Genomic DNA, 21,582 nt, shown 5'->3' on the forward strand with positions numbered 1-21,582 from the left:
GCTGGTCAGGACGCGGCCCGGTAGGTGCGGCCCGGAAGGGCCGACCCCCAGACGGCCTCCAGGTCTGCGGCGGCGGCCACCAGGGCGGCCCGGTCGATCGGGGTGGCGACGTCGAGCCGGGCGGCCAGGAACAGCACGTCCTCCGCGCACAGGCCGCCGTCGACGCCGCCGAGCGTCACGTCGAAGCTCCGCACGCCGCTCTTCATCGCGGTCAGCGCGTTCGCGAGGCCGAGCCCGTACGCCTCCCGGAGCCGCACCCGCAGGGGCACCGGCCGCGCGCGGGCCACCGCCTCCTGGAGCAGGTTGCGGACCAGCAGCGGGGACGCGGCCTCGGGGCCCTCGTCGAGCGCGATCTCGGCGCACCCGGCGGCGGCCATCCGGTCGACGGCGTCGAGGACGTCCCGCTGCCGGGCGGGGGCGAAGACGTCGCCGACCCGTCCGATGACGGTCAGGTCCCGCTCGCGGGCCCCCTCGATCAGCCGCCGGGCGTCCGGGCCGTCCGCGATCTCGGCGATGATGCCGGACCCGCGCGGTATCTCCGCCAGGCACGCCGCGTCCTCGACGAGGATCGACCACGCCTGCGGCGCCGTCTCGTCCGGTGCCCCGCCCGGCGTGCGGGCCGGCGGGAAGGGGGTCCGGACGCGGACGCCCGCGGCGCGGACCGACTCCAGCAGCCGCGCGACGCCGCTCCGCGTGACGCGGGCGGGGGCGGTGCCGGACGCGCTGAGCCGGCGGTGCAGCGCGGCGGCGAGCCCGGTGTCGGCGATGGTCACCTGGTCGGGCAGCGGGTCGGCGAGCTGGCCCCAGGCGCGGGAGTGGAACAGCAGCGGCGTGGTGCGGCGGGGCGTCCGGGCGGCCAGCACCTCGCCGACGAAGATCGTGTGGTCGCCGCCCGGGTAGGCGTGCACGACCCGGCAGTCGAGCCAGGCGACGGCCTCGCCGAGCACGGGCGCGCCGGTCGGCGCGGCGCTCCAGGAGCCGCGGGCGAACCGGTCGCCGGGTTCGCGGCCCGCGAACCGGTGGCCGATGGCGGCCTGGTCCTTGCCGAGGACGCTGACCGCGAAGACGCCGCTGCGCTCGACCAGCTCGTGGGTGTAGATGTGCCGTGCGAGGCAGACCATGACCAGCGGCGGGTCGAGGCTGACGCTGCCGAACGAGCCGGCCGTCATCCCATGCCAGCCGGTGTCGGAGACGGTGGTCACCACCGCGACACCGGTCGGCCACTGGCCCAGCACCGCACGGAAGGTCTGCGCGTCCACCGTCACGGCATCGTGCCTTTCGTTTCCCTGCCCGAAACACTGTCACGCCGACGGTAACGAGCAGGCGGAGCGGGTGTCAACGCCCCGAAGCGGTGACGAGCGTTTCCGTAAGGGAAACGGGATGGCCTAGACTGCGGCTGTGCCCGCCCCGTCGGAAGGAACCGCCGTGTCGCGCAGTGCGACCTCTTCGAGCGCCCCAGCGTCCCCCGCCGAGGAGGGCGAGGGGCAGAGCCGGTCGATCGCCGCCGTCGAGCGCGCGATGGACGTCCTGCTGCTGTTCGGCCGCAGCGGGCGGCCCGACCTCGGGGTGACCGAGATCGCCACGGAACTCGGGCTGACCAAGGCCGCCGTGCACCGCATCCTGACCGCGCTGCGCAGCCGCGACCTCATCACCGTCGACGCGGTGACCCGCCGGTACGCCCTCGGGCACGCCGCCATCGCGCTCGGCCGCGCCTACCTCTCCCGCATGGACCTGCGCGCCCTCGCCGCGCCCGAGCTGCGGCGGCTCGCCCAGCAGCTGGGGGAGACCGCCACCCTGTCGATCCGCCGCGGCGACACCCGGCTGTACGTCGACCAGGCCGTCCCTCCGCACGAGCTGCGGGTGGAGGTCGCCCTCGGCATCCCCTACCCGCTGCACGCGGGCAGCTCGTCCAAGGTGATCCTCGCCTTCCTGGACGAGACCGAGGTCGCCGGGCTGCTCGCCCGGCACCCCCTCGAAGCGCTGACCGAGCGGACCATCGTCGACGAGGACCGGCTGCGCAAGGACCTGGCGGCGATCCGCAAGCGCGGGTACGCCTCGTCGCAGGGCGAGCGCCAGGAGGGGACGGCCTCGATCGCCGCGCCGATCTTCGACCACGACGGCCGGGTCATCGCGGCGCTCAGCGTGGCGGGCCCGCTGGGCCGGTTCAAGCCGCGGATGGCCGAGTGCGCCCCGCCGCTGGTGGAGTCCGCGGCGCGCGTCTCCGGCCAGCTCGGCCACGGCGGCTGACGGAGCGGGCCGCCGGCGGGACGCGGCGGGAGGCACCGGGGCCGCCGGTCACAGGTCGGCGCCGGGCTTGAGGACGCCGAGCGCGGCGGCGCCGAGGACGGCCGTCCAGATGCCGAACACGTAGGGCAGGCAGCCGTCCACCGCGCGCTTGAGGGTGCGCTCGACGTCCGGGGTGGAGCCGCCGCTCATCAGCGCGCCGAACGCGGGCCCGAAGGGCCGCAGCGTGATCCGGATGCCGAGCCCGCAGGCGATGGCGGCGGTGTAGAGGGCGACCTTGCCGCCGAGCCAGCGCGGGTCGGTGGTGACGCCGAACGGGCGGTCGGCGAGCAGGGTGTAGGCGGCCGTGCCGGCGAGCGCGGCGATGAGCGCGATCCGGACGGCCCAGTCGGCCCGCCGCACCCAGGGGAAGCGGCCGTGCGTGCGGTGGTCGGCGACCGTGGCGGCGAGCCAGCCCGCGGCGAACAGCCACACGAGCAGGACCTGCCACCAGCCGAAGGCGGGCGCGCCGAACACCTCGGCGCCGTGCGGGTCCAGCGCCATGAGCGTCACCCCGCTCGGCAGGAACAGCACCAGGCAGATCTTCGGGCCGAGGTCGAGCCCGCTCATCACGCTGAGCGCCGTGGCCCGCGCGGCCGGGGGCAGGTCCGGCTTGAGGACGTACCGGCTGGAGTAGAAGACCCCGAGGTCGCCGCCCAGCCAGAAGACGAAGAGCACCAGGTGCAGCAGGATCCACCAGCCGTGTTCGTGCGCCCCCACGTCCATCCTCCTTGTTTGGAAACCGCGTTTCGCTGTGCGAACCGTAACACGGGTGCTCAGGCGGCGGCGGTCCTCGCCCGCCGCCCGGCCAGCTCGGCGAAGACGACGAGGCGGTAGGCGGCGGAGAACTTCGGGTGGCAGGTGGTGAGGGTGAGCATCGCCGTGCGGGGCCTGCGGCCGGGCCTGCCCGGGACCGGCGCGGTCACGTCGGTGCGGCTCGGCCGCACCACGATCCTGTTGGTCACCTTGTAGGAGTAGGTCATGGTGGCCGTGTCGATGAGGATCTCGTCGCCGCGCGCCAGCTCGCCGTTGCGTTCGAACGGCCCGCCATAGGTGGTGCGGTGGCCGGCGATCGCCATGTTCCCGACCTCGCCGGGCCCGGCCGACCCGGGGTAGTGGCCGGGTCCCTTGCGCAGGTCGGCGACCCCGACGCCCTCCACCACCGTGTACTGGTAGGACGACCCGAACTTCGGCACCCGCAGCCGCGCGTAGGCCCGGCCCTCGGAGGGCGCGGGGGCGGCCGCCGCCACCCGCTGCCGCGTCCCGGCCGCCGCGAGCTTCCTGGCCCGCGCGGTGTTCCACTGCTGCTCGAGGTCGTCGTGCAGGTCGCCCTGCTGCCGGTGGGTGTACTCGCCGGTGCCCCAGGAGAGGTAGCCGACGAACAGGGCGAGGACGAGGCCGGCGGTCAACGACAACTCGGCCATGGTTCGCAGCACCGTCCGCATGGCCAGGAACCGTAACCCTTTCGAAGGGAAACGGCGATCTCCAGAGTGAAACGATTGGGTTTCCAGTGCCGTCCGCCCCTTGACATCGTCGGCCCGCAGCGGTTTCGCTATCCGGACGTTGCGAAACTCTGTTTCCCCCTCCGAAACAGAGTCGGAGAGGAGCGACGACGAACATGAGACGCACACGCACCGCACTGCGCGGGGCCGCCGCGGTCGTCACCGCGGCCGGCGCCGTCACGGTGCCGGTGGCCACGGCCGGCGCCGTGCTCGCCGATACGGGCCAGGTCCCGTATCAGTGCAAGATCTTCAGCACCGTCTTCGACTACAACGCCACCGTGACGGTATCGGCCCCCGCGTCGGCCGAGGTGGGCGACGAGGTCACGGTCGACGCCGACTTCTCGAACCTGCCCGGCGTCGCGCCGCTGCCGGTCAACTCCTGGACCACCACCGGAACCCTGGCCGTCTCCGGGGCGCAGACCGGCTCGGTGCCGATCCAGGCGCCCAAGCGGACCGAGACGATCCCCGCGTACGGCGAGCTGCCGATCGGCACGGTCTCCGGCAAGCTCACGCTCGCCGCCGCCGGCGACGTGAAGATCGCGCCCGCCGCGCTGACGATCGTCGCCGAGGCCGGCGCCCAGGCCACCATCACCTGCGCGCCCAAGTCCGCCGCCGCGCCCCTCGCGACGATCGGCGTGGGGGAGGGCGGGCCCGGCGCCTCGGTCAGCCCGTCCACCGTCGTCCAGGGCGGGGCCGTCAGCGTCACCGGCGCCGGCTGGGCCCCCGGCCCGGTCGAGCTGGCGCTGTGCGACGCCGGCGGCGGCGCGTGCGCGCCCGGCGACCTGACCGGTGCGACGGGCTCCGCCGACGCCGCCGGGAAGCTCACCGCGTCGGCGACCGTCGCCGAGTCCGCCGCGCCGGGCGCCCGCACCCTCGTGATCACCCAGGGCGCGGTGAGCCGGAGCGTCGCGCTCACCGTCACCGAGAAGACGCCGCCGCCCACCGGCGCGTGCGCCGACCAGCCCGCGGAGCGGTGCGGCGAGCAGAAGATCAACCTGACCGTCAACGGCGGGCCGCTCACCATGTCCCGCGCCGCGGGCGAGGTCGACCTCACCCCCGTGACGCTGGACGGCACCGAGCAGACCGCGACCGGGTCGCTCAAGCAGGTCGAGGTCATCGACGCGCGCGGCGGCAGCACCGGATGGTCGCTCACCGGCACGATGACCGACTTCTCGGCCCCCGCCGGCACGAAGATCCCGGCGGGCAAGCTGACCTGGACGCCGTCGTGCACCGGCGCGCCGGGCGCCAGCGCCGTCACGCCGGGCAGCGCCGGACCGCTCGACACCACCACGGCCGCCACGCTGTGCAGCGCGCCCGACGGCGCCGGGCAGATCGTCGGCGGCACGTTCACCGCCGGCGCCGGGCTGAAGCTCACCGTCCCGCCGGCGACCGGCGCGGGCCGCTACACCGCCGTCCTCACCCTGACGCTGTCCTGACCGTGCCGAACCCCCGCGGCCGGGCGGCGCGCTCCGCCCGGCCGCAACGAGGTGATCGATGACCCCCGGACACCGGATCGCCGCCGCGGCGCTGCTCGCCACCGCGCTCGCCGCCGGCACCGCCGTGCCCGGCGGCGCGGCGGCGGCCGCCGAGCCGGCCCCCGTCCCCGCGACCGGGAACGGGGCCTGGTCGGTCGGGCCCGCCAACCGCAGCGGGGCCCTCGCCGCGCGGCCCTTCTTCGCGTTCGAGGCGCCGCCCGGCAAGACCGTCCGGGACGTCGTCCGGATCACCAACCTCACGGACCGGCCCATCACGTTCCGGGTGTACGGGGCCGACGCCTACAACACGCCACGCGACGCCGGGTTCGCGCTGCGCACCGCCGAGGAGGCGCCCCGGGACGTCGGCGCCTGGATCTCGCTGAAGTCCGCCACCGCGAAGATCCCGGCGCGGACCGCGAAGGAGATCCCCTTCACGCTGAAGATCCCCGCCAACGCCACCCCCGGTGAGCACATCGGCGGCGTCGTCGCGCTGAACACGGCGATCGAGAGCGTCCAAGAGGGCGGCGGCGCCCGCGTCGGGGTGCGGCGGGCCGTCGGCGCCCGCGTCTACCTGCGCGTCTCCGGGCCGCTCACCCCCGGCCTGCGCGCCGCCGGCCTCGGCGTGCGGCGCAGCGACCCGGCCGTCCCGTTCGTCCAGCACGGGCGGGGGACGATCCGCTACACCGTCGTCAACACCGGCAACCAGCGGATCTCGCCGACCGCCCGCGTCCGCGCGACCGGCGCGTTCGGCCGCGAGATCAAGCGGTGGCCCGACCGGCGCCTGCCGGAGATCCTGCCAGGCGAGCGGACCGACATCACCGTGCCCTGGGACGGCACGCCCGGCCTGGAGGCCGTCACCGTGCGGGTGGAGCTCGTCGCCGCGGGCGGCATCGACGTCCGCGCGCAGACCGGGTTCGTCGTCGTGCCCTGGGTGGCGCTCCTGGCCTTCGCCGGAGCCGTGTTCCTGCTGTGGTCCGTGCTGCCCCGGCTGATCCGCCGCTGGCGGGAGCGGGCCGGGCTCACCCCGGGCGAGAAGGGGGTCTTCCTGTGAGGCTCCGCCCCGCCGCCGTCCTGCTCACCGTCCTGGCCTTCCTCACCGTCCTGCCCGCGCCCGCCCGCGCCCTGCCGGCGGGACCCCCGGCGTCGCTGAGGGCGGCGCCCGGCGTCACCGTCGAGCCCGGCTCGGCCGCCGCCGGCACGACCGCCCGGATCCGCGGCAGCTCCTGGACGCCCGGCGCCACCGTGCAGGTCCAGGTCTGCGGCGCCCAGGCGGTGCACGGCTCGGCCGACTGCGACACCGAGCGCGGCGTCACCGCGATGGTCGCCCCCACCGGCGCGTTCGAGGCCGGGCTGACCGTGGGCGCGCCGCCCGCCGCGTGCCCCTGCGTCGTCCGCGTCGGCACTCTGCCCGGCGGCCCCGGCACGCCGGCGACGGTCACCGCGCCGTTCACCGTCGAGGGGCACCCCGTCGAGCGCGTCCGCCCCGACGTCGCGCCCGTCCGCGCGGACGTCGTGGGCCTGGAGGTCGTCGGCGGCGGGGAGCGCGGCGAGCTGTTCGGCGGCCGGCCGAAGCGCACCCTGGTGCTGCGGATCCGCAACGCGGGCGCCGACCCCATCGAGAACGCGCCGCTGGTCGTCGGCTGGGGCGCCGGCGACACCCCCGACAGCCCGCTGGACGCGCCGAAGACCGGCACGCTGCGTCCCGGGCAGACCGCCACCTACCGGATCCCGGTGGAGCTGCCCCCGGCCGCCTTCGGGCAGTTCGTGGTCGGCGGCCGGTACGCCGGCTCCGTCCCGTTCGAGACCACCTTCACCACCTACCCCTGGGGGCTGCTCGGCGTGAACGCGCTCGCCGCGCTGCTCCTGCTGCTCGGCATCCGGCTGACGCTGGGCCGGTGGGCGCGGGCCCGCCGCCGGCGTCGCCGCGCGGCACTCCCCTCCGCGTCCCCGCAGGAGGCGCCGCGCCCCGCCCGGACGGTCGAGCTCAAGGACGTGGTCGGGTACCTGGACTCGGTGGCGCCGTCGCCGTCCGGCGCCTACGTGCTCGACCGCGACGAGCTGCTCGGCTACCTGGAGCGCCGGACCGGCGAGGCCGCGGAGACCGTCGACGCCGAGGCGCTGGAGCGCTTCCTCGCCATGCCGGGGGCCGACACCGGAACCGGTCCCTCCGGGCCTTCCGGGAAGGACGACGCGCGATGAGCGCCGCGCCGCGCCGCGCGGCCGAGGCCGCGGGAGCCGCGTCCGCGCCGCTGGCGGGCGGGACGGTGCTGCTGCTCGCCGACGCGCTCGGCGGCGTCGTGAAGATCCCCGGCGACGTGGTGGACTACATGGCGCTGACCGGGCTCCTGCTCGCCTGCGCCGGCCTGGCCGGCGTGCTGCGGGCGGCCCGCCGGGTGCGTCCGTCCGGGCTGGCCGCCGCCGGCGGCGTGCTCGCCGGGGCCGCCACCGCGCTGGCGGGGGCGGTCCCCGCGGTGCCGGTGTTCGCCACCGGCCTGATGGCGGCGGGCCTCCTCGCGAGCCCGCTGCTCGCCGTGCCCCGGGCGCGCGCCGCCCGGACGCCCGGCACCGCCGCGTGGGGCCAGGCCGCCGCGCTCGCCGGGACGGCCGCCGCGGCGTGGCTCGCGACCAGCCGCTCCGCCGACCCGGGCACGGCGCTCGTGGTCGCCGGAGTCCTCGCCGCCGTCCTGGCCGCCCTCCTCGCCGCCGGAACCGTGGGGGAGGAGGACCCGCCCGTCCGGCCCGTCGCGCGGGGCGCCCTCCGGGACGTCCGGCCGGCCCTGCCCGCCCACCTGTCCGCCGGATGGATCGTGGGCGCCTCCCTGATGGGCGGGCTGCACCTGCTGACGTTCCGGTGGGACCTGCTCGGCGCCGACGCCGTCCGGTACCTGGCGTGGGCGCTGCTGCCCGCGCTCGTGCTCGTCGTCCTCGGGCGCCGGGCCGCGGGCGCCGCGCAGACCATCCCGTGGCTGCTGCTCGCGGGCGCGGCGGCGGCGCCGCTGATGGCGACCGCGCCCGGCCCCGAATCGCTCGCCGCCGGGTTCGCGGTCGCCCTGGCCGCCGCGTGCCTGGCCACCGCCGCGCTCGACGCCGCCGTACTCCGGCCGCTGCCAGAATCGCGCCTTCTGGCGGCGGCCGGTCTCACCGGGGCCGCCGCCGTGACCGGGGGCATGGCCGGCTTCGGGTGCGCCGCCGCCCTGCGCGGAGCCCTCGACGAGGGGACCGCGCTGACGCTGACGGCCCTGCCGCCGGTCCTCGGCGCGCTGCTGGCGCTGCGCGTCCGCGGCCCCGAGCCCCCGCCCGGCCCGTTCCTGCACGTCCGCGGCCTGTCGGTGCCGCGCGGGAAGGTTCCGCTGCGCGGCGCCGGGCTGACGGTCGCGGTGGGCGAGACCGTCGCGCTGTCCGGCCCCGGCGCGAGCACGCTGCTCGCCGCCCTGGCGGGCCGCACGCCCTGCCGCGGCAGGGTGCGGCTGGACGGCGCCGACGTGACCGCGCTCGACGCCGGCCTGCGGATGCGGCTCGGCCTCTGCCATCTCGCCGGCCCCGACCCGCACGTCCCGGACGGCCGCCCGGTCGCCGAGGGACTGGCCGCCCACGCGCGCACCCTGGGGCACGCCGACCCGGAGGGCGCCGCGCACGCCGTTCTGGAGGTCTTCCCCGCGCTGCACGGCCTCGGCCACCACCACGCGCGGTCGCTGACGGACCCCCAGCGGACCCTGCTCTCCCTGGCCGAGGCGCTGCTCACCCGGCCCCGGCTGCTGCTGGTGGACGGCATCGCCGCCGGCCCGTGCGCGGGAGCCGTCCACGCCGTGCTGCGCAGGCTCGCCGCCGCGGGCACCACCGTGCTGGTCACCGTGCCCGCCGCCGCCGAGGTCCACGCGCTCGCCCACCGCGGCTACGCCGTCGGACGCGACCGCGTCACCGAGATCCCCGTCCCCGCGCCCGACGAGGCCCGCCGACCCGCGGCGGCCCGCAGCACCGGAGGTTCCGCCCAGTGATCGCGATCGCCCTCGCCGCGGCCGTGCTGAGCGCCCCGGCGCTTCCGCTCACCGCCGCCGGAGCCGCGCCGGCGCCCGCGCTCCAGGTCAGCCGAAGCACCGACCTCGCCGAGGGCGACACCATCACCGTCACCGGGAGCGGGTTCCGGCCGGGGCTGAAGTCGGTCGCCGTGGGCCTGTGCCGGGAGGGCTACACCAACGGGCTCAAGGACTGCGACCTCGGCGGCGGCGCCACCTTCGTCAACGTCGACGCCAAGGGAGGGCTCCCCAAGGTCACGCTGAAGACGCACGCCGAGTTCAGCGGGATCGACTGCATGACGCAGCAGTGCGTCATCGGCGCGGGCCCCCTGCCGGGCGCCGTGCCGAAGACCGTCGTCGACGCCAACACCGCGATCGTCCGCGTCGGGTTCAAGGGGTCGTCCTTCAAGGGGGGCGACGCCGTCCGGACGTCCGCGGCACCCGCCGCGAGCGCCGGATCCGGGGTGGACGGCCCGTCCACCCCGCTGTGGGCACTCACCGCCGGCCTGATCGTCCTCGCCGGAGCCATCGTCACCGTCGTCCAACGCCGCAGCCGATAACCAGAAGGAGCTCCATCGTGACCGGAATCAGAAGACGTGCCGGCACCGTCGCCGCGATCGCGGCGGCCGGCGTGCTGGCGTTCGCGCCGTCCGCGCTGGCCGCGCCGAAGATCACCGCCAGCAAGACCACCGGACTGAAGGCGGGCGACACGATCACCGTCCAGGTGAGCGGCATGACGCCGAACGAGACGTTCGTGACGCTCGGCCTGTGCAAGCCCAAGCCCAAGCTCCCGAGCGACTGCGCCGCGCAGGACACCGGCGGGGCGATCCTCGGCGGCACGGACGCCGAGGGCAACTTCATCACCAAGGCCAAGTCCAAGGACGCCAAGATCAAGATCGTCGCCAAGGCGGGCGGCGTCGACTGCACGACCAAGACCGGGGCCTGCGTCATCGCGGTCACCGCGCCCGGCAATCAGGGGCCCAACACGGCCGAGATCCCGGTCGGCTTCGCCGCCGGCACCGGTGGCGGCGGCGACGGGGGCTCCGGCGGGGACGACGGGGACGGCGGCGGCGGCACGGGCGGCGGCAACGCCGGCGGCAACGACCTGCCGAACACCGGCAGCCCCGACGGCGTGCCCACCTACGCGCTGGTCGCCTCCGCGCTCGTCATGGCGGGCGGCGCCGCTCTGCTCATCATCCCGCGCCGCCGGAGGGGCCACTCGTGAGCCTCGCCCGTACCCTGGCCGCCGGCGCCGTCGCGGCCGCGCTCGCCGTGACCGTCCTCCCGGCCGCCCCCGCGGCGGCGCGGGAGGACGCCCCCATCGCGTTCGCGACCACCGTCAACGGCGACCCGGCGGACGTGTACGCGCCCGCCCCGTCCGACATCCGGGCCGACCTGCCGGTGGCGCTGCTGCTCCAGGGCGCCAACGTGAGCCGGTCCGCGTACGCGGATTACGCCCGCGCGGTCGCCGGGTACGGCTTCGTCGTCGTGGTGCCCGACCACCACCGCGTCATCTTCGGGCAGAGCGGCCTGTTCGCCGAGGAGGCCCAGGCGTCCTGGACGGTCGCCTGGGCGCGGGACGAGGACGCCCGCGCCGCCTCGCCGCTCAAAAACAGGATCGACACCGGCTCCCTGGTGCTGCTCGGCCACTCCTTCGGCGGGGCGGCGGCGCTCACCCTCACCACGGGCGCGTGCGCGCCGCCGTTCTGCGGCACGCCCACCGCGAAGCCGGCCGAGCTGAAGGGCGCCGCCCTGTTCGGCACCACCAACACCCCGCCGGGCGGTGCGGGCAACCCGCCGGTCGCCAACACCGTCCCGGTCGCCCTCGTGCAGGGGACCGCGGACGGGATGGCCGCCCCGGCGGCGGCCGAGGGCACCTACGACGCGATCCAGGCGCCGCCGAAGATGCTCGTGTCCGTGACCGGCGCCAACCATTACGGGATCACGGACGTCCAGAACCCGGCGGGGGCCGCCCCGGACCCGTCCGCGCAGACGGTCTCCCAGGAGACGAGCATCAAGGCGTCCGCCCGCTGGAGCGCGATGTTCCTTCGCACCGTCCTGGGCGACGTCTGGTCGGGCGTCTGGCTGTGGGGCGTCGGAGACGCCGTCGACCCCTCCGTCACCGTCCGCTACGTCCGCTGACGCGGGCCGGAAGGGAAGCCCCGCAGGTACCGAGGGACCGGCCTGCGGGGCTTCTCCGCGTTCTCCCGCGGGCTGCATCCCGTCGCCGTCCCAGCGGCCGGTGGACCGGCTCCAGGGAGGCGGGTCCGCGCCTTGGCCCGGCCCGGCGTGCCGTGGTCATGCCCGAGGACATGGGACCAGTGCATCCGGCCGCCCTCGCGCCCGCCCTTGACCATGTCCCCATCAAGAGAAACACTGTATCCCTGAGCGAAACATGGAGGCGTCATGGCGTTCGACGCGATCGTCGTCGGTGCCGGGCCGGGCGGGCTGGCCTGTGCGATCGCGGCGGCGGACGCCGGCGCGCGGGTGCTCGTCCTGGAGAAGGCGGCGGACATCGGCGGGGCGCTGCCGTACTCGGGCGGGCACCTGTCCGCCGGGGGCTTCTCGGCCCAGCGCGAGCGCGGCATCGACGACGACCCCGAACGGCATCTCGCCGACATCCGGCGGATCAGCCGGGGCACCGGGCGGGAGGACCTCACCCGGCTCTCGCTCGGCGAGCAGCCCGCCGTCCTGGAATGGCTCCTCGCGGCGGGCTACGAGATCGACCCGGCGACCCCGCGCATCGTCTACGGGCACGAGCCGTACACCACGCCGCGGACCGTCCACGCGGCCGAGACGCCGGGCGGCCCGGCGATCCTGCGGACGCTGCGCCGCCTGCTGGAACCCCACACCCGGGACGGGCGGATCGAGGTGCGCTGCGGGACGCGCGTCACCGGCCTGCTCGCCGAGGGAGGGGCCGTCACCGGCGTGACCGCCGGCCGGAGCGAGCGGGCGCCGGCCGTCGTGCTCGCGACGGGCGGCTTCGGCCATGCCCCCGACCTGTTCGCCGAACTGGAGGGCGCGCCGCTGACGACGTCGGCCGCGCCGACCTCCACGGGCGACGGCCTGCTCATGGCGCGCCGGATCGGCGCGGCGCTGCAGGGCCTCGGCCAGTACATCCCGACGTTCGGCGGCATGCCCCCGGAGGGCGACGACCCGCGCGTCGACTGGCTGAACCGGCCGCAGCTGGTGGCGGCCGAGCGCCCGCCGTGGGAGATCTACGTGGACCGGCACGGCCGGCGCTGGATCGCCGAGGACGAGCCGAGCATCGACCGCAAGGAGCGGGTGCTGACCGGCGTCGACCGGATGACCTTCTGGATGGTCTTCGACGCCCGCGCGCTGCGGGAGTCCCGGCCGATGGTCCACGGCTGGAGCCCCGCCGAACTGGACGCCCGGTGCGGGCGGAGGCGCGGCCTGCACAAGGCCGGCGACCTCGCCGGGCTGGCCCGGCGCGCGGGCATCGACCCGGCCGGGCTGACCGCCGAGGTCGCGCGGTACAACGCCGCCGTCGCCGCCGGAGCCGACGGCGACTTCGGCCGCCGCCACCTGCCCGCGCCGATCGGCGAGCCGCCGTTCTACGCCGTCGAGAACCACCCCGTCACGCTGATCACGTTCGCGGGCCTCGACGTCGACGCGCGGCTGCGGGTGCGGCGCGAGGACGGCCGCGCCGTCCCCGGCCTGTACGCGGTGGGCGAGGTCATCGGCTCCGCCGCCGTCAACGGCAACGCGTTCTGCTCGGGCATGTGCCTCACGCCCGCGCTCGCCTTCGGCCGCATCGTCGGACGGAACCTGGCCTCAGTGCGCGAACGCGAACCCGGCCGCGCGTAGCTTCGCGGACGACACCGGCACCTCCGGCGTCCTGATCTCGCCCCGGTAGGTCAGCTCCGGCAGCCCCTCGGCCGCGCAGATCTCCGCGAACGCCGCCGCGTTCGTCGGCGGGACCTCCGCGTCCGGGAAGGCGTTGTAGACGCCGGTCAGTCCCTCGCTCACCACGAAGTCGAGCGCCGCCGCCGCGTCCCGGTAGTCGATCCGGTACAGCAGCGCGTCGGCCGAGAACGGGACGCTCCCGCCCAGCACCTCGTGCGCGAACCTCACCCGGGCCGGGTAGTCGATGTCGCTGGGGTGGCCGTACACGTCAGGGATGCGCACGACGGCGCCGCCCGGCGTCGCGAGCACCGCCTCCTCCGCCGCGATGAAGTTGCGCGGCGACGCGTCCTCGTCGTCGGTCGTCGGGCCCGTCTCGTCGATCAACGCTCCGCCGCCCGCGCCGTAGACCGACGTCGAGCTGGTGAACACGACCCGCGGATGGACGGCGGCGGCTGTCCGCGCGCTCGCCGCGAGCGTGTCGGCGTACTCGGCGACCCGCTGGGCGGCGTCGAAGGAGCGCGACAACCGGGGGCTCACGGTGAGGACGACCGCGTCGGCCCCCTCGGTCGCGGCGGCCACGGCCGCCTTGTCCGCGCCGCGCAGCACGGCGACGTCCGTGCACACCTCTTCAAGTTCGCCGACCCGCGCCGCGGACGTGGTCGTCCCGACGACCTCGTGCCCCCGGGAGACCCACCGCCGGGCGAGTTCCATGCCGACATTGCCGCACCCGATCACCGCGTACCGCACCGTTGCCCTCCCAAGATGGAAACATCGTTTCCATCTTGCCATGTGCCGTGCGTCCGGTCCGCCGCTAGACTGAGCGTTCGATAGATCGAACGCGGCGGGATCGGACCGCACGGGACGGGGGCGGAGCGTGGGCGCGTCAGGGGAGTCGGTGCGGGAGGTGCTGGCCGGCAACCTGCGGCGCGCCCGGCTGGAGCTCGGCCTGTCCCTGTCGGAGCTGTCCCGCCGCTCGAAGATCGGCAAGGCGACGCTCTCGCAACTGGAGGCCGGGGCGGGCAACCCGACCATCGAGACCGTGTTCAGCCTGTCGCGGGCGCTGGAGGTCCCGATCTCCGGGCTGCTCGACCGGCGGGACCGGTCCGGGCCGACGGTGGTGCGCGCGGCCGAGGCGGACGTGCTGCGCGGCGAGGGCGCCGAGCTGCGCCCGCTGCGCGGCATCGCGGCCGGCGGCGCCCTGGTCGAGGTGTACGACCAGCGGTTCAGGCCCGGCCGCCGGCAGGACTCGCCCGGCCACCCCGGCACCGAGCACACGATCGTCCAGGCCGGACGGCTGGCCGTGCGGGTCGACGGCCGGGACGTCGAGCTGGGGCCGGGCGACTACATCGGCTTCGACGCCCGCCTCCCGCACTCCTACGCCGCGCTCGACGGCACGGTGCGCTCCGTCCTGCTGCTCCAGTACGGCGCCGGGCAGCGGCCCCACGCCGCCCCCGCCGAACCCCCGCACCGGGGCGGCATGCCCTGACGGTCCGCGGGCATTGACCTCCCGTGCGCGGCGGACGTACGCCCGGCATCGTTCGCTTTACCGAACGTTCGGAAGGGGCGATGACGCGGGTCGTGGTGCTCGGCGCCGGGATCATCGGCACCGCCTGCGCCCGCGAGCCGGCCCTGGCGGGCCGCGGTCACGGTCGTGGACCGCGCCGGTGCCCTGCGTCCCGCGCCGCCGGGACCTTCGGCCCTTACCCGCGCCGCCTACCAGGCCGGACGCTGGGAAAAGGAGAAGCAGCCCGGAGCAGAGGAGACGGTCCAATGAGGGAGATGCTGGTCGTCCATCGCGAAGACGACGCCTTCGCCGTGCTCGTCAGGGACCACGTGATCCATATCGACCAGCCGTACTCGGCGGGCGGAATGGACATCGGGCCGACCCCCGTGGAGCTCTTCGTCGCGTCGCTGGCCGCGTGCGCGGCCCACTACGCACGCCGCTACCTGGCCCGGCACGGCCTGCCCGCCACGGGTCTGGAGGTCACCGCCGGCTACACCATGGGCCCGAGCGTCCCGCCCCGCGTGTCGCACGTCGACCTGCGGTTCCGCCCGCCGGCCCGGCTCTCGGAGGCGGAGACCCAGGGGATGCTGGCCGCCGTCGATCGCTGCACGGTCCACAACTCGCTCCTCGACCCGCCGCGCATCGGCGTCCACCTGGAGAGCCCCGCCCGGGTCGCCTGACGGCGGCGGGACCGCTTCGGGGAGGCCGGGTGGGCGGGCCGCGGGCCGAGGGTGTTGAGTACGGGGGACCGTCCGCGGCGTCCGAGGAGGAACCGATGTCCTTTCCACTGCCCAACGTCTCCCATGACCTGACCGGCCAGGTGGCGCTGGTGACCGGGGCCACCTCCGGGCTGGGGCGCCGGTTCGCCAAGGTGCTGGCGGCGGCGGGGGCGACGGTGGCGGTCGCCGGGCGGCGCGCCGAGCGGCTGGAGACCCTGGTGAAGGAGATCGAGGAGGACGGCGGGCGCGCGCACGCCGTTCCCCTGGACGTGCGCGACGCGGAGGCGATCAAGGCCGCGGTCGCCTCCGTGGAGGAGGCGTGCGGGCTGATCACGATCCTGGTCAACAACGCCGGGATCCCGGACGCCGCGCTCGTGCACAAGATGAGCGTGGACCTGGTGGACTCCGTGCTGGAGACGAACCTCCGCGCCCCCTGGCTGCTGGCGTCCGCGGTGGGCCGCCGCCTGATCGAGGAGGGCAGGCCGGGCCGCATCGTGAACATCTCCTCGCTGGCCGCCTTCTACGTGGCGACCAGCGGCACGGCCCTGTACTCGACCACCAAGGCCGCGCTGAACCGGATGACCGAGGCGCTCGCGGTGGAGTGGGCGCGCAACCACATCAACGTGAACGCCATCGCCCCGGGCAACTTCGCCTCGGAGATGATGGACGGCATGATCGAGCGCGTGGGCGACTTCACCGGCGCGCTCCCGCGCAAGCGGATGGGCGACCCGGCCCAGCTGGACAGCACCCTCCTCTACCTCGTCTCACCGGCCTCGGAGTTCGTCACCGGGACCGTCATCAAGGTCGACGACGGCCAGCTCCCCCGCTGACCCGGCACGGCCACCGCGCGAGGTTCCTTTCCCGGGCTGTCACAGGGCGCGCGAGCGCCCTGTCTTATCTGGCGTAACCCACGATGAGAGGGGACGCCATGAGCGGCAGCATTCTGGAGCCGGCGGCGCAGGAGATCGCCGACGCCACGTCCAAGCCCCCGTTCCTGTACGAGCTCGGGCCCGACGGTGCCCGTAAGGTGCTGGACGACTTGCAGGCCGCCCCGGTGGTGATGCCGGAGGTCGAGGAGAAGTGGATCACGGTGCCGGTCGGGGCCGGGGGCGTGCGGGTCCGGATCGTGAAGCCGGCCGGGGCGGCGGGGGTGCTTCCGGTCGTTCTCTACATGCACGGTGGCGGGTGGGTTCTGGGCAACGCCGGGACGCATGACCGGCTCGTCCGGTAGGTGGCGGTGGGGGCGGGCGCGGCGGTGGTGTTCGTGGAGTACGACCGGTCGCCGGAGGCGCGCTATCCGGTCGCGATCGAGCAGGGCTACGCCACGGCCCGGTGGATCACCGAGCACGGCGCGGACGAGGGTCTGGAGGCTTCCCGTCTCGCGGTCGCGGGCGACTCGGCGTCCGAGAACCCGGCCGTCCGCGCCCTGGTCTACGTCGCCGGCTTCGCGCCCGACGCGGGGGAGACCGCGTTCCAGCTTTCGGAGAAGTTCGAGGGCAGCACCCTGGGCGCCGCACTGGCCGCCTACCCGGTCGCCACCGGCGGCAACGAGTTCCGGATCGCCGACGACAAGTTCCACCACCAGTTCTGCGCCGACCTCGACGCCGGCGAGGCGGCCCTGATGGCCGCGACCCAGCGTCCGGTGACCGAGCGGGCGCTCACCGACGACCTGAACGTCGGCGAGGCGCCCTGGCGCGTCAAGCCGTCCTGGTTCGTCTACGGTGAGCGGGACCTCAACATCCCGGCCGAGGTGGTGCGGTTCATGGCCCAGCGGGCCTCCTCGCGGGGGACCCGCGAGATCGCCGGCGCCTCGCACGCGATCGCCGTGTCCCAGCCGGACGCCGTGGCCGCGTCCATCCGCGACGCGGTCTCAGGCTAGGGGCATCACGGATGCGGGCGCGTCGCCCTGGCCGGCACGCGCTCGCACTCCGGACCTCACCCACCTCTGGCTCCGCCGACCGGGCCGCGCACGAGCTGCGGGCCACCGGCGAGACCGTCCGGAAGCGCACCGTCGAGTCCACCTGAGCAAGGTGTTCGCGAAGGCGCCACGGCGCGCCACCAGAGCGCAGCCCTCCTCTGACCCCGAGCCGCCGTGCCCCAGGGACCCGGCCCCGTGCCTAGGGACCCGGGCCAGGGTCTCCCTGATGCGACCGGGGGCCGTGCCCGGCGACAGTGAAACGTGTCGGAGGCGGGTGCCCGCCGGCAGGACGGAGGGGTCATGGCGGTTCAGGGGATGACGCGGGCGGGACGCGGCGGCGTCCTCCTCGTCGAAGGGGCGCCCGGGGCCGGCAAGAGCCGCCTCATGCGTGAGGCGCCGGCCATCGCGGAGTCCCTCCCGCTCCGCGTCCTCAGCGGGGCGGGGGAGCGCGGTCGGGAGGTGGTCCCGTTCGGTGTGCTGCTGCGGTCGACCGTCGCCGAGCTCACCGAGATCGGCGCGCATTCACTGCAGCGGGTAGCCGGATAACACCTCCGCGTCTCCAGAGCGGATCCGTTCATCCATGCGGTATCCGGCCTTCAGGTGCGCCCGAAAGACAATTTCCAAAGTTTCAGAAGAGTTACCTGTGCTGCTGAAATGCGATCTCATGCGTTCGTGTCATGCCATGCCTGAGCGGACGCGAAATGGTGAATGCATAACGTCCACCGACATCGGTTCGCCGCCGCGGACCGGCGCCATATCCTGAAGGTTGGAATGAGCACTCTTCTTGACGTGCAGGACCAGGCGGATTCCCTCGACCGGGCCGCCGCCGCCTTCCTCGAACTGCGTCCGCGCCTCTTCGGCATCGCCTACCGGATGCTCGGCAGCCCGGCCGAGGCCGAGGACATCGTCCAGGAGACCTGGCTGCGCTGGCAGAACAGCGAGCGCTCGGCCGTGGCCAACCCCGCGGCGTTCCTCGCCCTGATCACGACGCGGCTGTCCATCAACGCCGCGCAGTCCGCCCGCGTCCGCCGGGAGACCACCGTCGGCCGCTGGCCGGCCGAGCCCGTCGACACCGGCGACGGCCCGGCCGCCGGGGCCGAGCGGGGCGAGGCGGTCGAGTCCGCCCTCCTCCTGCTCCTGGAGAAGCTCACCCCGGCCCAGCGGGCCGCCTACATCCTCCGCGAGGCGTTCGTCTATCCCTACGAGCAGATAGCCGAGATCATCCAGCTCACTCCGGCGAACGTCCGCCAGCTCGTGAGCCGTGCGCGCAAGCACCTGAGCGTTCCCCGGCGCGAACCGATCGACATCGGCGAGCACCGGCGCCTCCTGACGACCTTCCTGGACGCCGCGCAGCGAGGCAACGTCACGGCCCTGGAGGACTTCTTCGCCGCCGACGTGGCGGGCCCGCCCGAACCCGCCGTCCTCAAGGGCGCGGCGTAACGGGTCCGGGGAGGACGGAGTGGTGGCGACGCGCGCCGGTCGCGCGGGAGCTCGTCGCCGACGTGGACGACGTGGCGCGGCGCCTGCGGGGGCGCACCTATCCGGGCCTGTAGCCGGGCTCCTGGCCCTCCGGGCCGCGCGGCGAGCGTGCCGCGGGGCCCGGAGGCGGGGTCCGGCCCGCCCGCCTCGCCGGAGTCCCTCACCTCCCCGCGTCCAGGACGGGCGCGGACTCCCACGCGAACCCGTCCGGGTCGGTGAAGGGCGCACCGCCGCCGGCCAGGACGAGCCGGGGCGAGCCGGCACCCTCCTCGGCGGCGCCGGTGTCCTTGGCGAGGGCGCGGCGCGGGTAGAGCGCCAGCGTGACGGCCGACGAGGTCTCGAACTCGGCGTACTTGCCGCCGAAGCTCTTGGCGACGGCCAGGCCGCGGCCGGCGTAGAACCGCTTGCTCGCCTTGACGTCCGCGACCCCCAGCAGCAGCGCGATCTGGTCGAACTCCGGGGCGGCGGGCGCGGAGTCCTTCTTCTTGGAGGACGCGACCTTGCAGACCGTCCCGTCCGGGGCCCGGACGACGCCGCCGTAGCCCCAGAACGTCTTCGCTGCGGGCTTCAGCGTCGTGGCGCCGGCGCCGAGCGCGGCGCCGATGAGGGCGTCGACGTTGCCGGGCTGGGACGCGACGAGCGACAGCGCGAAGCCCCCAGAGCCGGCGGAGCCGCCGGAAACTGCGGCCGGCTCGCCCGGCGCGCGGACGCGCACGTGGGCGGCCAGGCCGAGGGCCTCGTAGAAGGCCTCCGCGGACGCGGGGTCGGCGACTTCCAGGGTGATGGTCTCGAAGGAGATCATGGTGGTTCCCTCTCCGCGTGGCGGTGTGCGTGCTCAGTGGTCCTGGATCAGCCCGAGGACGTTGCCGTCCGGGTCGGTGACGGTGGCGACCAGGCGTCCGCCGCCGACGTCGTGCGCGGCCTCCCTGACGGCCGCGCCGGCCTCGGTCAGTTCGGCGAGCTTCGCCTCGATGTCCGGCACCTGCCAGTAGGCCACCGGGGAGGTCAGGCTCTGCGGGCCGCCGCCCGGGACGAGCCCGATGTGCTGGCCGCCGACCTCGAACCCGACGTAGTAGGACGAGTCGGCCTGCGGTGCCTCGCCGAGCAGGGCGGCGTACACCGCCTTGGCCTTCGCCAGGTCGGTCACGGGATGCAGCACCGTCGTGATGCCCCGGGCGGGGGAGTCGCTCATGGTCGCTCCTGGAGTCGTGGGCCGTGTCGACCCGTCGTTCAACTGCCCACAGCCTCGCTCCGGGCGCGCCCCGGCCACATCCGTGGCGACTACGGAACCGCCTACGTACTGCCGCTACGAACCGCGAGCACGGAACGGGCCACGGAGGGCGTACGAGAGAAGGGGACAGTGGCGGCGACAGCGGATGCCTCGCCCCGGGAAGCCGAGGTGCTGGAGCTGGTCGGGGACCATCTCAGCAACGCCGAGATCGCGGCGCGAAGGCACTCGCGGGCCTCGGCCTCGCCCCCGTGGGGGCGTGAGGGAGGCGGCGGGCGTCCGCCGCCTACCCGTCCCCCTGGATCAGCGCGGCGATCTCGTCGGGGGTCCACGGCGGGGACGCGGCGTGGTCCCGCCAGGCCAGGTACCGCTCGGCCGGGCGCGGGAACTCGCCGATGTAGCCGCCCGCGCCGGCGAACACCCGGCCGGTGACGTCGGCCGACTCGGTGGTCGCGAGGAAGAGGTAGAGCTGCGCGACGTACTCGGCGGGAGGCGGCGCCTGCGCTCCGGCGTGCATGAGGTCGTCGAGGATGCCCCGCCGGTGCAGCCGTTCGATGGCGGCCTCGTAGTCCGCTCCGCTCGACAGGCGCGTCTCGGCCCCGGGGCAGACCGCGTTCACCCGGACGCCGTGTTCGCGCAGCTCGGCCGCGAGCGCGTAGGTCAGGCTGTTCACGCCCCCCCGTGCCACCTCCAGGCCGATGCCGCGCGACGAGCCGGTGACGACGGCGACGCCGCCGTCCGCGAGCGACCTCACGGGGCCCCGCCCTCAGACACCGGCGAAGGGGACATCGGCGGAGCTCCTTCCGGGCGCGACCACGGTGAGCGACAGAGATAGCGGCCTCTATGGAAAGCGGGATGTCACCCGTCCGCCGCCGGCGCTCCCGCCGGCTGGATGAACACCCCTTCGGCCTCGACGGTCACCCCGTCGGCGTCGGCGATCGACCCGGCCACGAACACCTTGCGCCCCTCCTCGCGGACGATGCTCGCCTCAAGGCGCAGAGGGCCGAGGGGAGTGCCGCGCCGGTAGCGCGTGGTGAGCGTCCCCGTGAAGGTCGTCCGGCGCATCGCGGACGCCGTCTCGCCCATGATGTGGTCGAGGAGCATCGCGGAGACCCCGCCGTGCACCAGCCCCGGAGGCCCCTCGTAGGCCGCGCCGAGGTCCACGTCGGCGTGGCAGCCCGACGCGTCGTGGACGACGTCGAGCGGCGGAGCGAGCGCGTTCGCCGCGCCCATCACGGCATTGCCCCAGTTCCAGGAGCGGCGTTCGGAGTTGTACCTGATCCCGGCCGGACCGGGCAGCTGGCCGGCCCGCAGCCGGTCGACGACCGCGGCGAGGTCGTCGCGGATCCGGTGCAGCTCGGCGTCGCCGAGGGTCGTGCGGATCGTGGCGTCGACCAGGTCGCGGACGGTTCCGGCCAGCGACGCCACCACCGCTTCCCGGCGGTCCACCTGCTCGGTCGGCGTGTCGTCGCGGACGAAGCCGCCGACGCCCACCGCGGCTGCTTCGGGGAAACGGCGGCTCATCATGCGCCGACCGTATACCGGATGCACCGGCTCCATCAATAATCACATAGACATATCTATGTACAGTGTG

Annotated in this window: 24 protein-coding genes; 16 read left to right on the plus strand and 8 right to left on the minus strand. The window is 75.2% G+C overall.

The window, feature by feature from the left end; all coding sequences use genetic code 11:
* Positions 1–5: 5 nt before the first annotated feature.
* The gene (locus SM611_RS26680; protein ID WP_371952797.1) at positions 6–1,259 is read right to left on the minus strand and encodes a flavin reductase; all 1,254 of its coding nucleotides are present in this window, start codon (positions 1,257–1,259) and stop codon (positions 6–8) included.
* 166 nt (positions 1,260–1,425) lie between these two features.
* On the opposite strand from SM611_RS26680, the gene SM611_RS26685 reads away from it, so the two are divergent.
* Entirely contained in the window at positions 1,426–2,247 is an 822-nt protein-coding gene (locus tag SM611_RS26685; protein WP_371952798.1) for an IclR family transcriptional regulator, read from the plus strand.
* A 48-nt stretch (positions 2,248–2,295) separates the two neighbouring features.
* On the opposite strand, the gene SM611_RS26690 is transcribed toward SM611_RS26685, so the two are convergent.
* Together SM611_RS26690 and SM611_RS26695 are read right to left on the minus strand one after the other, a co-directional pair.
* Positions 2,296–3,003, minus strand: coding sequence for a hypothetical protein (locus tag SM611_RS26690; RefSeq protein ID WP_371952800.1), 708 nt, complete (start codon positions 3,001–3,003; stop codon positions 2,296–2,298).
* A 56-nt stretch (positions 3,004–3,059) separates the two neighbouring features.
* Positions 3,060–3,728 (minus strand): class E sortase, encoded by a 669-nt coding sequence (locus SM611_RS26695; RefSeq protein WP_371952801.1) that lies wholly within the window; start codon positions 3,726–3,728, stop codon positions 3,060–3,062.
* 173 nt (positions 3,729–3,901) lie between these two features.
* Here SM611_RS26695 and SM611_RS26700 point away from each other — a divergent pair, with 173 nt between their 5' ends.
* The 8 genes from SM611_RS26700 (at position 3,902) to SM611_RS26735 (ending at position 13,101) form a co-directional block, all read left to right on the plus strand.
* On the plus strand, positions 3,902–5,221 hold the full coding sequence (locus tag SM611_RS26700) for a WxL domain-containing protein (RefSeq protein WP_371952803.1): 1,320 nt from the start codon (positions 3,902–3,904) through the stop codon (positions 5,219–5,221).
* 58 nt (positions 5,222–5,279) lie between these two features.
* Positions 5,280–6,311 (plus strand): WxL protein peptidoglycan domain-containing protein, encoded by a 1,032-nt coding sequence (locus SM611_RS26705; protein WP_371952805.1) that lies wholly within the window; start codon positions 5,280–5,282, stop codon positions 6,309–6,311.
* Positions 6,308–7,459 (plus strand): hypothetical protein, encoded by a 1,152-nt coding sequence (locus tag SM611_RS26710; protein WP_371952807.1) that lies wholly within the window; start codon positions 6,308–6,310, stop codon positions 7,457–7,459. Before SM611_RS26705 ends, SM611_RS26710 begins: the two co-directional genes overlap by 4 nt.
* Positions 7,456–9,255, plus strand: coding sequence for an ATP-binding cassette domain-containing protein (locus tag SM611_RS26715; protein WP_371952809.1), 1,800 nt, complete (start codon positions 7,456–7,458; stop codon positions 9,253–9,255). Before SM611_RS26710 ends, SM611_RS26715 begins: the two co-directional genes overlap by 4 nt.
* Positions 9,252–9,833 (plus strand): neocarzinostatin apoprotein domain-containing protein, encoded by a 582-nt coding sequence (locus SM611_RS26720; protein ID WP_371952811.1) that lies wholly within the window; start codon positions 9,252–9,254, stop codon positions 9,831–9,833. The genes SM611_RS26715 and SM611_RS26720 overlap by 4 nt, the downstream gene beginning before the upstream one ends.
* Before the next feature lie 17 nt (positions 9,834–9,850).
* Positions 9,851–10,498 carry a neocarzinostatin apoprotein domain-containing protein gene (locus SM611_RS26725; RefSeq protein ID WP_371952812.1) on the plus strand — a complete coding sequence of 216 codons (648 nt, stop codon included), beginning with the start codon at positions 9,851–9,853 and terminating at the stop codon, positions 10,496–10,498.
* Entirely contained in the window at positions 10,495–11,415 is a 921-nt protein-coding gene (locus tag SM611_RS26730; protein WP_371952814.1) for an alpha/beta hydrolase family protein, read from the plus strand. The genes SM611_RS26725 and SM611_RS26730 overlap by 4 nt, the downstream gene beginning before the upstream one ends.
* Before the next feature lie 264 nt (positions 11,416–11,679).
* Positions 11,680–13,101, plus strand: a complete 1,422-nt coding sequence (locus SM611_RS26735) for an FAD-dependent oxidoreductase (protein WP_371952816.1) — start codon at positions 11,680–11,682, stop codon at positions 13,099–13,101.
* On the opposite strand, the gene SM611_RS26740 is transcribed toward SM611_RS26735, so the two are convergent.
* Complete coding sequence (locus SM611_RS26740; protein WP_371952818.1) at positions 13,069–13,887, minus strand: NAD-dependent epimerase/dehydratase family protein; 819 nt, start codon at positions 13,885–13,887, stop codon at positions 13,069–13,071. The genes SM611_RS26735 and SM611_RS26740 overlap by 33 nt on opposite strands.
* A 127-nt stretch (positions 13,888–14,014) precedes the next feature.
* On the opposite strand from SM611_RS26740, the gene SM611_RS26745 reads away from it, so the two are divergent.
* The 7 genes from SM611_RS26745 (at position 14,015) to SM611_RS26775 (ending at position 18,721) form a co-directional block, all read left to right on the plus strand.
* Positions 14,015–14,626 carry a helix-turn-helix domain-containing protein gene (locus tag SM611_RS26745; RefSeq protein WP_371952819.1) on the plus strand — a complete coding sequence of 204 codons (612 nt, stop codon included), beginning with the start codon at positions 14,015–14,017 and terminating at the stop codon, positions 14,624–14,626.
* Positions 14,627–14,910: 284 nt separating this feature from the next.
* The gene (locus tag SM611_RS26750) at positions 14,911–15,324 is read left to right on the plus strand and encodes an OsmC family protein (protein WP_371952821.1); all 414 of its coding nucleotides are present in this window, start codon (positions 14,911–14,913) and stop codon (positions 15,322–15,324) included.
* Between the two features lie 95 nt (positions 15,325–15,419).
* Positions 15,420–16,193, plus strand: coding sequence for an SDR family NAD(P)-dependent oxidoreductase (locus SM611_RS26755; RefSeq protein ID WP_371952823.1), 774 nt, complete (start codon positions 15,420–15,422; stop codon positions 16,191–16,193).
* Positions 16,194–16,291: 98 nt separating this feature from the next.
* Complete coding sequence (locus SM611_RS26760; RefSeq protein WP_371952824.1) at positions 16,292–16,594, plus strand: hypothetical protein; 303 nt, start codon at positions 16,292–16,294, stop codon at positions 16,592–16,594.
* On the plus strand, positions 16,595–17,242 hold the full coding sequence (locus tag SM611_RS26765) for an alpha/beta hydrolase (RefSeq protein WP_371952826.1): 648 nt from the start codon (positions 16,595–16,597) through the stop codon (positions 17,240–17,242).
* Positions 17,243–17,581: 339 nt separating this feature from the next.
* Positions 17,582–17,827, plus strand: coding sequence for an AAA family ATPase (locus SM611_RS26770; RefSeq protein ID WP_371952828.1), 246 nt, complete (start codon positions 17,582–17,584; stop codon positions 17,825–17,827).
* Positions 17,828–18,052: 225 nt separating this feature from the next.
* Complete coding sequence (locus SM611_RS26775) at positions 18,053–18,721, plus strand: sigma-70 family RNA polymerase sigma factor (RefSeq protein ID WP_371952830.1); 669 nt, start codon at positions 18,053–18,055, stop codon at positions 18,719–18,721.
* Between the two features lie 199 nt (positions 18,722–18,920).
* Here the strand turns inward: SM611_RS26775 and SM611_RS26780 are convergent, their stop codons facing one another.
* The 4 genes from SM611_RS26780 to SM611_RS26795 all read right to left on the minus strand — a co-directional run bounded on the left by SM611_RS26780 (position 18,921) and on the right by SM611_RS26795 (position 21,515).
* Positions 18,921–19,562, minus strand: a complete 642-nt coding sequence (locus SM611_RS26780; protein ID WP_371952831.1) for a glyoxalase — start codon at positions 19,560–19,562, stop codon at positions 18,921–18,923.
* Between the two features lie 33 nt (positions 19,563–19,595).
* Positions 19,596–19,952 (minus strand): VOC family protein, encoded by a 357-nt coding sequence (locus SM611_RS26785; protein ID WP_371952833.1) that lies wholly within the window; start codon positions 19,950–19,952, stop codon positions 19,596–19,598.
* 322 nt (positions 19,953–20,274) lie between these two features.
* Positions 20,275–20,742 carry an SDR family oxidoreductase gene (locus SM611_RS26790; RefSeq protein ID WP_371952835.1) on the minus strand — a complete coding sequence of 156 codons (468 nt, stop codon included), beginning with the start codon at positions 20,740–20,742 and terminating at the stop codon, positions 20,275–20,277.
* A gap of 104 nt (positions 20,743–20,846) precedes the next feature.
* Positions 20,847–21,515 (minus strand): PaaI family thioesterase, encoded by a 669-nt coding sequence (locus SM611_RS26795; protein WP_371952837.1) that lies wholly within the window; start codon positions 21,513–21,515, stop codon positions 20,847–20,849.
* Positions 21,516–21,582: the final 67 nt, after the last annotated feature.

The sequence above is a fragment of the Actinomadura monticuli genome (assembly GCF_041463655.1).
In the GTDB taxonomy this organism is placed as follows: Bacteria; Actinomycetota; Actinomycetes; order Streptosporangiales; family Streptosporangiaceae; genus Spirillospora; species Spirillospora monticuli.

What these genes read in the sequence shown, in the direction of transcription:
- SM611_RS26695 (WP_371952801.1), bottom strand. Translation starts at nt 3,728, where the DNA reads ATGCGGACGGTGCTGCGAACCATGGCCGAGTTGTCGTTGACCGCCGGC.
- SM611_RS26700 (WP_371952803.1), top strand. Translation starts at nt 3,902, where the DNA reads ATGAGACGCACACGCACCGCACTGCGCGGGGCCGCCGCGGTCGTCACC.
- SM611_RS26705 (WP_371952805.1), top strand. Translation starts at nt 5,280, where the DNA reads ATGACCCCCGGACACCGGATCGCCGCCGCGGCGCTGCTCGCCACCGCG.
- SM611_RS26715 (WP_371952809.1), top strand. Translation starts at nt 7,456, where the DNA reads ATGAGCGCCGCGCCGCGCCGCGCGGCCGAGGCCGCGGGAGCCGCGTCC.
- SM611_RS26735 (WP_371952816.1), top strand. Translation starts at nt 11,680, where the DNA reads ATGGCGTTCGACGCGATCGTCGTCGGTGCCGGGCCGGGCGGGCTGGCC.
- SM611_RS26750 (WP_371952821.1), top strand. Translation starts at nt 14,911, where the DNA reads ATGAGGGAGATGCTGGTCGTCCATCGCGAAGACGACGCCTTCGCCGTG.
- SM611_RS26755 (WP_371952823.1), top strand. Translation starts at nt 15,420, where the DNA reads ATGTCCTTTCCACTGCCCAACGTCTCCCATGACCTGACCGGCCAGGTG.
- SM611_RS26760 (WP_371952824.1), top strand. Translation starts at nt 16,292, where the DNA reads ATGAGCGGCAGCATTCTGGAGCCGGCGGCGCAGGAGATCGCCGACGCC.
- SM611_RS26770 (WP_371952828.1), top strand. Translation starts at nt 17,582, where the DNA reads ATGGCGGTTCAGGGGATGACGCGGGCGGGACGCGGCGGCGTCCTCCTC.
- SM611_RS26775 (WP_371952830.1), top strand. Translation starts at nt 18,053, where the DNA reads ATGAGCACTCTTCTTGACGTGCAGGACCAGGCGGATTCCCTCGACCGG.
- SM611_RS26780 (WP_371952831.1), bottom strand. Translation starts at nt 19,562, where the DNA reads ATGATCTCCTTCGAGACCATCACCCTGGAAGTCGCCGACCCCGCGTCC.
- SM611_RS26785 (WP_371952833.1), bottom strand. Translation starts at nt 19,952, where the DNA reads ATGAGCGACTCCCCCGCCCGGGGCATCACGACGGTGCTGCATCCCGTG.
- SM611_RS26795 (WP_371952837.1), bottom strand. Translation starts at nt 21,515, where the DNA reads ATGATGAGCCGCCGTTTCCCCGAAGCAGCCGCGGTGGGCGTCGGCGGC.